The sequence below is a fragment of the Sphingomonas sp. SRS2 genome, from assembly GCF_000971055.1.
Lineage (GTDB): Bacteria > Pseudomonadota > Alphaproteobacteria > Sphingomonadales > Sphingomonadaceae > Rhizorhabdus.
Genome location: NZ_LARW01000055.1, coordinates 1 through 10,693 on the forward strand (window position 1 = coordinate 1; position 10,693 = coordinate 10,693).

Consider the following 10,693-nt stretch of genomic DNA (forward strand, 5'->3'; position numbering starts at 1 on the left):
ATGCAATTGCACGACAATTAAACGACCGCCCTCGCAAATGTCTCGGCTTTGAAACGCCTGCCGAGGTCTTCGGTCGCGAAATCATGAACTTGCAACCCAGTGTTGCACTTCAGACTTGAAACCGCCCCGGCTTTTTATCGGCACAGCTGGTGCTGTCACCAACAGCTGCCGCAGAGTCAATTGAAACTATCATCGTAGAAGGACGCAAAATCAATCTAGTCGGCGATGCCATCTCTGCCTCGCAAGGCGTGATCGGACAGCATGAAATCGCACTAAGACCCCTACTGCGCACCGGTGAAGTACTTGAAATGGTGCCCGGCATGGTAGTGACCCAGCACAGTGGCACCGGCAAGGCTAACCAATATTATCTGCGCGGCTTCAACCTGGACCACGGTACCGACTTTGCCACATCTATCGACAGCATGCCCCTTAATATGCGGACCCACGGCCATGGCCAAGGCTACACTGACCTTAGCCCGCTGATTCCAGAACTGGTTGAAAAAATCACCTACAAAAAAGGCCCTTACTATGCCGATATCGGCGACTTTAGTGGCGCCGGTAGCGCTAATATCATCACCCTCAACTATCTCGATAAAGGGCTTGTAGAAGTTACCGCCGGTGAAGGTGGTTACGACCGGTTGGTAGCGATGGACAGTGTAACAATCGATCAGGGAGAACTTCTCTACGCGCTGGAAGCCAACCGTTACGACGGTCCGTGGAGCGATATCGAAGAAGACCTGAAAAAAATCAACCTGCTGCTCAAGTACAGCCATCCCCTCAAGGATGGACTGTTGGCAATTACCTTGATGGGCTATGACAACAGCTGGAATAGTGCCGACCAAATACCCGCCCGCGCCGTTGCCAATGGATTAATTGATGAACTTGGCTCCATTGACAATACCACCGGCGGTGAATCCAGCCGGTACAGCTTGAGTGCCTCTTGGCAAGACGATCAGCTCAACGTATCAGCCTACGCCATCCAATACGACCTTAGCCTGTGGTCAAACTTTACCTACTTTCTGAGTGACCCCAGCAACGGCGACCAATTTGAACAAGTAGGCCTCTGTACATTATTCGGACACAGATTCACGGTAGCGGCTTGATGAGCAGCGGCATGAGGCCATCGGCATCGAGGTCGAGGCTCTCGGACCAGATATAATCGCCGGTGAGATTGATGCGGTCCCATCCCAGCGGCGACAATCGGGACAGCATGGCGGGATCGACAGGTGTGCCGCGGTGCCGCAGTTCATCGACGGCACGACCGAGATAGCGGCAGTTGAAAAGAATGATGGCGGCCGTGACGAGGTTGAGCGCTGCCGCGCGGGTCTGCTGGTTCTCCAGGCCACGGTCGCGAAACCGCCCGAGCCGATGGAAGGCGACAGCGCGGGCCAGGCTGTTGCGTGCCTCGCCCTTGTTGAGTTCGGCGGTGACCGTCCGGCGCAGATCGGTGTCGTCGAACCAGCGCAGCGTGAACAGTGTGCGCTCGATCCGTCCGACCTCCCGAAGTGCCGCAGCAAGACTGTTTTGTTGACGATAGGCGGACAGCTTCTTCAAAATCAGCGACGGTGTGACAGTGCGGTCGCGCATCGCCGCGATGACCTCCGCAATTTCGGCCCAATGGCTGACGATCAGGTCCCGACCGAGGCGGCGCCCGAACAGCGGTGCGAGCCGACCATAGCGCCGCGCGGGCTCGAAACCATAGAGTTGTCGATCCGACAGGCGCGGAATGCGCGGCTCGAAATCGAGGCCGAGCAAATGCATGACGGCGAACACGATATCGGAGACGCCGCCACCATCGGTGTGGAGGGCGGTGATGTCCGCGCTGCTTTCGTGGCCGAGGATGCCGTCGAGTGCGTGGATCGCCTCGCCCGCCGTCCCGGCGATGACCGTCTGATGAAGCGGTGCGTATCGATCGGTGATGGTGGTGTAGATCTTGACCACGGGGTCGCGACCGTAATGTGCGTTGACCGTTCCTCCGGCTTCGCCGGCACCGCCGAGATAATAAGCCTGCCCATCGGCCGATGCGCGATGCCCCGAACCAAACCAGGCGGCGAGCGGTTCGGCATGGATAGCGTCGGTCAGGCTGGCGAGCGCGGCGCGAAACGTTTCCTCGCGCATATGCCACGTCTGCATACGCAACAGTGCGCGACGCGAGGCGACACCGCAAACTTCGGCCATGCGCGACAGACCAAGGTTGGTCGCCTCCGCGATCAAGGTGGCAAGAAAGGCGCGTTCGTCGGCGGGAGGCAGACCGGTCGAGACATGGCCGAAATGCTGGATGAAGCCGGTCCATCGTTGAACCTGCGACAGCACATCCGTGATACGGGTGGCAGGCACCATGCCGTAGCAGGTGAGCGCAAGTTGCCGCCCTTCATCCTGACCAGGGTCTTCTTTGGGGTCTTTCGGAAACCGCAGCCGCTCGCCGGCAAAAAGGGGGGGATCGCGTTTGTCCAGATCGCGGGCGACCTCGCGCAGGGCGCTATCAAGCCTTGCCGCCCTCTCGTCGAGCCAGGCGTGCGGATCGCCGAGCGAGAAAGCGGGCTTCGGTACGGGGCTGGCCGGTGGGGCAAGCAGCACACTGAGCGCGCGATGGACGCGCGCGGTCGGCACCCAGATACCACCGGATGCCAAAGCATTGGAAAGCGCGCTGTAAGTCGCCATCTCCCAATGGGTGCGATCGATCCCGCCTGCGGTCATGACATGCCGACGCCAGCGGTGCTCGACATGGCCAAGCGGCACGTCATCGGGCAACGCCCTGCGCCAGTCTCCGTCGAGATCGGCGAGGATCGCCATCGCATCGCGCAACGGCTGCATTCCGGCCCGGCCCTGGAAATCAAAAGCGCGCACGAACGACGGCCCCATCCGCTTGAAGGCGCGATATTCCGCCGCGATCTCGTCCAGAACCTCGTTCCGGTGCGGTGAGGCGGTACGTCGGATGATAGCGGCGTCGGCGTCGATGATGTCGAGGGATGCCACGGCATCGACCGCCGCGGCGACATCGCCGCCAGCCCGGGCCGCCTGGCTGATCGCTTCCAGAACCCTGGCGATGCGTAACATCCGTTCGCGGCCCTCGCGGCCGGAAACGGCCACGCGCTGTTCGAGCCGTTTGCGGGCGCGCAGATGGGCCCGCCCCACGAGCGCAATGAACATATCGATCGCCGCATCGGTCAGTGTGGGGTCGGTTCCGGCTGAGGGCGAAATGACACCCTAAGCGAAACGGCAAGAAGTGGTGGCAAGCGGACGTTGCGGCGTCGCCTCGCTGTGGGTAGCAGTTAGTGATGATCGACCAACAGCCGAAGCCCGGCGACGCCGTTTATGAACATTTTTTCGAGCATGGCGAGGTACGGCCAGATTACCGCAAGGAGTATATTTCGCTGTGGTCCGGATGGCTCGGAAAAGAGCGGCTTCATCTGTTAGATGAAGTGACCGAAGATGAATGGTTGAGGTTCAACCAAATGCTGCTGGCTGCCTTTGAACATTTCCGCATGGGAATGGTCAACCATGTAGCGGAAACAGTGGAGTTTCCTGCACAGCTTGAGCCACTCTTAAACGCCTATGGCGAATACATGCAGAAGGACGCATCTCGCTTCTTCCAGTTCGCCATCCCTGAGTTGGACTGCCTTATAACGGAAGATTGGGATTTTACCTACATACTCTGGCATCGTAACACGGGAGCATTGGAGGCCATCGAGCCGTTGCTCACCAAGGCACGGCTCAGCCATTTCTCAAATGAGCCTTGACTGGCCGCGACGCTTGGCGGTGCCCGTCCAACGTCCGCTACGGGGCGGATGCTGCCCTTCACCATTCCGCCGGATGGATGTCGATCAAATGGATCAAATGTCAGTGAGATCCTCAGGGTACATCCCACCGCGCTGGCAGAAGAGAGCCCATGTTTCCTTCCCCTGTGCGGTTACGATCATGCGAACCGGTAAATCGACTGCGAGCGCGATAAGGCCGAGGCGGACAAGCGGGCCAATGCTCCTATCGCTGATCACCCTGTCAGGGGTGTACCCTCCTGCCACGAGTGTCCATCCGGGCGTTCCGCGTTCGGTAATAGCCGGAGCGAGATGGCCGTCACGTGGGAGATCGGTATCGCGGCCCAGGGTGTATAGGCAGATACTCCAGAAGGCATCTCGCGGTCGTGGTGGGATCAACGCCCATTCCAGCGGGCCGGCATCATCCTGTTCGGGCGCTTGAACGGCTGCGGCCGGGTCGTCCCGGACTCCATCGCGGTACGCGCGCTCTAGCGCCTGCGCGATGGCGCCAGCAGTGTCGACGGCGATCCCGTACTTCCGATTGTAGCGATCCTTGGCGACAATGCCTCGGGCGATTTCGCGAAACCGCGCCTTGCGCCGGGGATCGGGACGCAGCCGTCCAGACGCCCCGGTCATGTCGTCACCGTGACATCAGGGCTCACGTTACCCCGTGCGCGAGCCACGATCCCGGCGACCGTGTTCTTGCTGAGTCCCAGGTCGCGAGCGATCCAGCGATAGCTCCGCCCCTCGGCGATATGCGCCAACACTTTGGGCGCGAGGCGGTCCGACTTGGGTCGCTCCCCCAGTTGCCGGCCGAGTTTGCGGCCACGTGCCCGCGCTGCAGCAAGGCCAGAGCGGACCCGCTCGCTCAGCATGTCGCGCTCGAACTGGGCTATACCTGCGAGCATCGTCGCCATCATCCGCCCATGCGGCGTATCGACCTCGAACGTCATGCCGCTCATCGCGACCACCGACACGCGCCAGCCTGACAGCCGGTTGAGCGTATCGAGCAGGTCTTGGGTCGAACGTCCCCAGCGGCTGAGTTCGGTGACGAGAATTGCATCGATGTGGCGCGTCTGGGCCAGCTTCATCACTTCGGCACGTGCCGAGCGATTGGCCTTCATCCCCGAGGCGGTTTCGCGGAAGACCTCGACCACCTCATAGCCGCCACGCTCGGCAAGGCCGGCCAGGTCGCGGAGCTGCCGTTCGCACGACTGGTCGGCTGTCGAAACCCTGGCGTAGATGGCGGCGCGCTGTCCCAATTGAACCCTTCTGGAATTAGGCCTCGAAAAGCCTTGATTTGCGTAGGGTCAGTGTTGTCCAAAACAGACTTCTGTTCAATGGGGACAAGCCGTGCATGCCGAGACGCCATATCCTCAGCGCCCGACAGCGTTCGGCCCTACTCGACCTACCGACTGACGAAGCGGCGCTGCTGCGCCATTATATTCTGGCAGACGATGACCTGGTTCATATCGACCGGCGTCGCCGACCGGAGAACCGCATCGGGTTCGCCCTGCAGTTGTGCGCGCTGCGATATCCAGGCCGGACCCTTGCTCCCGGCGAACTGATCCCCCACACCGTATCTGCCTTTCTAGGCGCTCAGCTTGGCATCGCTGGCGAGACGCTCGCGTCCTATGCCGTTCGACGCCAAACCCGCCACCAGCACATGGAGGCGCTGCGCCGTATCTACGGATACAGAATGTTCCCCGGAGGGGGGCCACACGCCAGGACGTTCCGGGATTGGCTTCTCGCCGAAGCCGAGCAGGCACGCTCAAACGACGACCTTGCCCGGCGCTTCATTGCCCGCTGCCGTGAAACCATGACCATCCTGCCGGCGATCACGACAATCGAGCGGTTGTGCGCGGACGCGCTCGTCGCGGCCGAACGCCAGATCGAGAAGCGGATCGCGGCCCGTCTCGATCCCGTCGCCTGTGATGGGCTCGACCGACTGACTACCGAGATCCTGCCGGGGGCGATCAGCCGCTTCATTTGGCTGCGCCGGATTGAGCCGGGCAACAACTCCGCCGGGGCGAACCGGCTGCTCGACCGGCTCGAGTTCCTGCGCGCGATGAACCTCAATGATGGTTTACTTGCCGGTGTTCCACCGCATCGCGTCGCCCGGCTACGCCGGCAGGGCGAGCGCTACTTCGCCGATGGCCTGCGCGACCTCGGCGCCGATCGGCGCCGCGCTATCATGGCGGTCTGCGTCATTGAATGGGCCACTGCGACGGCGGATGCGGTGATCGAAACACATGACCGGATCGTTGGCCGCACCTGGCGCGACGCGAAGCAACTGCATGACGCGCGGGTCGTAGAAACCCGAGGCGCTACCACTGCGACTTTGAACGGCTTCACTGCACTCGGTCAATCATTGCTCGAAGCGCATGGCGACGGCGCGTCGCTGGAAGATGCGGTCGCGCGCGGGGCGGGATGGGAACGGCTCACCAGTCTCGTCGCTACGGCCCAGACGTTGACGGACACCTTGGGCGACGATCCGCTGGCCTATGTTGATCAGGGGTATCACCGCTTCCGTCGGTATGCCCCGCGCATGCTGCGATGCCTCGACCTCAAAGCTGCGGCGGTTGCACGGCCTTTGCTGGACGCGGCTACCGCCATCGCTACCAAGGGCGCAGTTCCGGCGGCCGACGATTTCTTGCGCCCGCATTCCAAATGGCGGCGACAGTTGCGGGCGAAGGGCGATGACGATGCCCGCCTCCGGGAAGTCGCGGTCATGTTCCACCTGCGCGACGCGCTGCGCTCGGGCGACATCTGGCTCGACCGCTCGCATCGGTATGGTGACCTGCGCCACGTCCTCGTGCCGATGGCGGTCGCGCATGCCGCGAAGCTAGCGGTCCCGTCCGACCCGCATGTCTGGCTGGCTGACCGCAAGGTGCGTCTCGCCGATGGCCTTGCCCGGCTCGGTCGCGCCGCGCGCAGCGGTACAATTCCGAAAGGCAGCATCGAGGACGGCACGCTGCGCATTGATCGGCTCACCGCTGACGCGCCGGATGGGATCGAGGATCTGGTGCTCGATCTGTATCGCCGGCTGCCGCCCGTCCGCATCACCGATCTGCTGCTCGAAGTCGATACCGCGCTGGGTTTCACCGATGCCTTCACGCATCTGCGCACCGGCGTGCCGTGCGGCGACCGGATCGGCCTGCTCAACGTCCTGCTCGCCGAGGGCCTGAATTTGGGCCTGCGTAAGATGGCAGAGGCTTCCAACACTCACGACTATTGGCAACTCTCTCGCCTGGCACGCTGGCATGTCGAAAGCGAGGCGATCGAACAGGCGCTGGCCAACGTGGTCGCGGCGCAAGGGGCGCTGCCGATGGCCCAGGTCTGGGGTATGGGAAGATCCGCATCGGCCGATGGCCAGTTCTTCCCCGCCGCACGGCAGGGCGAGGCGATGAATACGATCAACGCCCGCTACGGCAACGATCCCGGCATCAAGGCTTATACCCACGTCAACGACCGCTTCGCGCCGTTTGCATCGCGGACCATTCCAGCCACGGTGAGCGAAGCACCTTATCTACTCGACGGGCTGACGATGAATGAGGCAGGGCGACGGATCGAAGAGCAGTACGCCGACACTGGCGGGTTCACCGATCATCTGTTCGGGATCAGCGCCATGCTCGGTTACCGCCTTGTACTGCGCATCCGCGACCTCCCATCCAAACGACTGTACGTATTCGACCCTGCCACCACGCCGAGCGAAATACGCCCGCTGGTGGGCGGCAAGGCGCGTGAGGCGCTGATCGTTTCCAACTGGCCCGACCTGTTCCGCTGCGCCGCCACCATGAGCGCGGGACAGGTCGCGCCGAGCAGCATCCTGCGCAAGCTCGCCTCCTATCCGCGCCAGAACGATCTTGCCTCCGCGCTGCGCGAGGTGGGCCGGATCGAGCGGACGCTGTTCATCATCGAATGGATAATCGACGCAGGCATGCAGCGCCGTGCACAGGTCGGTCTCAACAAGGGCGAGGCACATCATGCGTTGAAGAATGCCCTGCGCATCGGCCGTCAGGGCGAAATCCGCGACCGGACGACTGAGGGTCAGCATTACCGGATCGCCGGCCTCAACCTGCTCACCGCCATTATCGTCTACTGGAACACCTTGCACCTTGGCCATGCCGTCGATGCCCGACGCCGGGAAGGACTCGATACGCCCGACCACCTTCTCGCCCATATATCGCCGCTCGGATGGGCACACATCCTGCTCACCGGCGAGTACCTTTGGCCCAAGGACGCCAGCGCTTAGGGTGTCATTCCGCCCTCAGCCGGAACCGACCCGATCTTGTCGAGCGCCACGCCCTCAAGTTGGCGATCGACATTCTGCTCGAAAGCGCTGACCCGGACGTAGCCGACCCTCTGCCCCTTCATCACCGGCTCCCACCAACTGTCAGGTTGACATCTATGGGGTTGGACGACGAGCGTCAAGAAATAGAAATCTACGCTCTTTCCTGACACCTATCTCAGCGCCGACCTGACGTCCGGTTAGACTATGCCTCAATCTGACGGTAGCGAGTCGCAGGCGTTCGGATCGGCATCGGTTTCGTTCCCTGTCTTGGCACGCGCTTCGAAGCGTTGATAACACTCCAACCCGCAGAAGTGCTCGACGTATTCCGCGCCTTCCGGGGTGAAGGCGGCATCGAGCGGGATTTCCTTGCAGCACACGCAGCAACTGGTGGTGGTCGAGTCACTTGCATTCATGGTGGCACCCCTCCATTGACTGACGAAGACGGCGAATGCCGCCGCCGGCATTGGCTTCGCGAACAGGAAGCCTTGTCCTGTGTCGCAGTCCGCTTGTCGCAATAGATCAAGACTCGCCGATGTTTCCACGCCTTCAGCCACCACATCCATGCCCAGCCCGTGCGCAAGCTGAATCACGGTGTGCACGATGGTTTGGTCGCGGCGGTCGTTGGCGAGCCCGGCGACAAACGATTGGTCGATCTTGAGCGTGCTGATTGGGCAGCACTTCAGATGTTGCAGACAGGAATACCCCGTCCCGAAGTCATCGGCGGCGAAGCGCACACCGATCTGCCGCAAGGCGTCCAGGGCGGGGAAGATCGCCGGATCACCAAACGCGACCGATTCGGTCAGCTCGATTTCGAGATACTCGGCGGGCAACTCGGCATCAGCCAGCACGCCCTTTACCCACCCGTCGAAGTCCGGTCCCACTTGGCTCGCCGAAACATTGACGGCCAGCCGGAACGGTCGCCATGCCAGCATTCGCCAGTCACGCATCTGGCGGCAGGCTTCGCCCAGCACCCAAGCGCCGATTTCAGGCATCAGGCCGGACGATTCGACCACGGGCAGGAACTGGCCCGGTGGCAATAGTCCAAGCGTCGGATGACGCCAGCGCAACAGGGCTTCCGCGCCGACAATCCCACCACTGCGCAGATCGACGACGGGCTGGTAGTGCAGTTCAAGCTGCCCGCGCTCGACCGCTTGGGCCAGTTCCGGCGTCGTCCATCCATCCGGCCGGAAAGCGCTCATTCTCTTTCCCTGAATGCCCGCAACGCCCGCGACAGGGACAGAAGGAACAGGCCGGTCAAACCGAGCGCCGCGATGACCCAATGCTCGCCGAGGAAAGCACCGGCGGTTGTGCCGGCCAGCACGACAGCGAGGATGGGCAGGTGGCAGGGGCAAGTCAGCACAGCCAGTCCGCCCCACAGGTAGCCGGTGATCGGTTTGTGCGTCTCGGACGGCAAGCGCTCGGGGTTGTTCATGGCAGACTCTCCGCGTGCTGTGCCGGCTCGGTCGGCAGGGTGGCCAACTGCACTTCCAGATCGGCCAACGCTTCGCGCCGACGCTCGACGAACTGACGCAGCAGGGCAAGCTGCGCGGCCGCTTCGTCGCCGTCCGCCGCATCCAGCGCCCGGCACAGCCGCGCCAGCGCGTCGAGGCCGATGCCCGCCTCGAAGGCCGCCCGCACGAAGCACAGCCGTTGCAAGGCGGCGTCATCGAACAAGCCGTAGCCGCCTGGTGTGCACGCCACCGGGCGCAGCAATCCGCGCAGCAGGTAGTCGCGCACGATATGCACGCTCACCCCGGCATCAAGAGCCAGCCGGGACACCGTGTAGGCGTTCATTGAACACCTCCTTTTTCTCACCCGGCGCAGCAGGAAAGCTGCTTCACATCCTTGTTGAAGGTCTGCGCCGCGAGCTTCAACCCCTCGACCATCGTCAGGTAGGGGAACAACTGGTCGGCCAGTTCCTGCACCGTCATGCGGTTGCGAATGGCCAGAGCCGCCGTCTGGATCAGTTCACCCGCTTCCGGCGCGACCGCCTGTACGCCGATCAGCCGATGGCTGCCTTCCTCGATAACCAACTTGATGAAGCCGCGTGTGTCGAAGTTGGCGAGCGCACGCGGCACGTTGTCCAAGGTCAAGGTGCGGCTGTCGGTCTCGATCCCGTCGTGGTGGGCTTCCGCCTCGCTGTAGCCCACGGTCGCCACTTGCGGATCGGTGAACACCACGGCCGGCATTGCGGTCAGGTCGAGCGCCGCATCGCCGCCGGTCATGTTGATCGCGGCACGGGTGCCGGCCGCTGCCGCCACATAGACGAACTGCGGCTGGTCGGTGCAGTCGCCGGCCGCGTAGATGTTCGGGTTGCTCGTGCGCATGCCTTGGTCGATGGCGATGGCACCTTGCGCATTGACAGTGACCCCCGCTGCGTCCAGCGCGAGGCTGCGCGTGTTCGGTGTCCGACCGGTGGCAACCAGCAGTTTGTCGGCGCGCAATTCACCGTGCGTGGTGGTCAGCACGAATTCACCGTCCATATGGACGACCTGGCTGGCTTGCGTGTGCTCCAGCGGCATTGTCAAGTTGCCACAGCCGGCCGCGCCTCGATAAAATGATGAGATGACAGGTTCTCAACTTTACCGCGGTTTCCGCTACCCTCGGGAGATCATCAGCCATGTGGTGTGGCTCTACTTCCGGT

The 10,693-nt window shown here is 62.5% G+C and carries 11 protein-coding genes; 3 read left to right on the forward strand and 8 right to left on the reverse strand.

The genetic code is table 11. The features are described from left to right. Positions 1 to 149: 149 nt before the first annotated feature. Complete coding sequence (locus WP12_RS04340) at positions 150 to 1,103, forward strand: TonB-dependent receptor plug domain-containing protein (protein ID WP_200894454.1); 954 nt, start codon at positions 150 to 152, stop codon at positions 1,101 to 1,103. Here WP12_RS04340 and WP12_RS04345 read toward each other — a convergent pair. Continuing rightward, complete coding sequence (locus WP12_RS04345) at positions 1,087 to 3,201, reverse strand: Tn3 family transposase (protein ID WP_046192546.1); 2,115 nt, start codon at positions 3,199 to 3,201, stop codon at positions 1,087 to 1,089. The two genes, WP12_RS04340 and WP12_RS04345, sit on opposite strands and share 17 nt — an antisense overlap. A gap of 77 nt (positions 3,202 to 3,278) precedes the next feature. Here WP12_RS04345 and WP12_RS04350 point away from each other — a divergent pair, with 77 nt between their 5' ends. Then, complete coding sequence (locus WP12_RS04350; RefSeq protein WP_046192547.1) at positions 3,279 to 3,740, forward strand: hypothetical protein; 462 nt, start codon at positions 3,279 to 3,281, stop codon at positions 3,738 to 3,740. A gap of 93 nt (positions 3,741 to 3,833) precedes the next feature. Here the strand turns inward: WP12_RS04350 and WP12_RS04355 are convergent, their stop codons facing one another. Both WP12_RS04355 and WP12_RS04360 read right to left on the reverse strand, forming a co-directional pair. Next, the gene (locus tag WP12_RS04355) at positions 3,834 to 4,391 is read right to left on the reverse strand and encodes a hypothetical protein (protein WP_004213004.1); all 558 of its coding nucleotides are present in this window, start codon (positions 4,389 to 4,391) and stop codon (positions 3,834 to 3,836) included. Next, positions 4,388 to 5,017 (reverse strand): recombinase family protein, encoded by a 630-nt coding sequence (locus tag WP12_RS04360; protein ID WP_046192548.1) that lies wholly within the window; start codon positions 5,015 to 5,017, stop codon positions 4,388 to 4,390. The genes WP12_RS04355 and WP12_RS04360 overlap by 4 nt, the downstream gene beginning before the upstream one ends. 95 nt (positions 5,018 to 5,112) lie before the next feature. Here WP12_RS04360 and WP12_RS04365 point away from each other — a divergent pair, with 95 nt between their 5' ends. Then, positions 5,113 to 8,010 (forward strand): Tn3 family transposase, encoded by a 2,898-nt coding sequence (locus tag WP12_RS04365; RefSeq protein WP_046192549.1) that lies wholly within the window; start codon positions 5,113 to 5,115, stop codon positions 8,008 to 8,010. On the opposite strand, the gene WP12_RS26200 is transcribed toward WP12_RS04365, so the two are convergent. The 5 genes from WP12_RS26200 to WP12_RS04385 form a co-directional block, all read right to left on the reverse strand. After that, complete coding sequence (locus WP12_RS26200) at positions 8,007 to 8,132, reverse strand: hypothetical protein (RefSeq protein WP_268794722.1); 126 nt, start codon at positions 8,130 to 8,132, stop codon at positions 8,007 to 8,009. The genes WP12_RS04365 and WP12_RS26200 overlap by 4 nt on opposite strands. A 126-nt stretch (positions 8,133 to 8,258) precedes the next feature. Next, the gene (locus WP12_RS25710) at positions 8,259 to 9,248 is read right to left on the reverse strand and encodes a DUF3330 domain-containing protein (protein ID WP_003132006.1); all 990 of its coding nucleotides are present in this window, start codon (positions 9,246 to 9,248) and stop codon (positions 8,259 to 8,261) included. After that, positions 9,245 to 9,481 (reverse strand): broad-spectrum mercury transporter MerE, encoded by a 237-nt coding sequence (merE, locus tag WP12_RS04375; protein ID WP_003132004.1) that lies wholly within the window; start codon positions 9,479 to 9,481, stop codon positions 9,245 to 9,247. Before merE ends, WP12_RS25710 begins: the two co-directional genes overlap by 4 nt. Beyond that, a complete protein-coding gene (gene merD, locus WP12_RS04380) occupies positions 9,478 to 9,843 on the reverse strand; it encodes a mercury resistance co-regulator MerD (RefSeq protein ID WP_000995360.1) in 366 nt (121 codons plus the stop codon). The genes merE and merD overlap by 4 nt, the downstream gene beginning before the upstream one ends. A gap of 17 nt (positions 9,844 to 9,860) precedes the next feature. Continuing rightward, positions 9,861 to 10,571, reverse strand: a complete 711-nt coding sequence (locus tag WP12_RS04385; protein WP_083434666.1) for an FAD-dependent oxidoreductase — start codon at positions 10,569 to 10,571, stop codon at positions 9,861 to 9,863. Positions 10,572 to 10,693 lie beyond the last annotated feature (122 nt).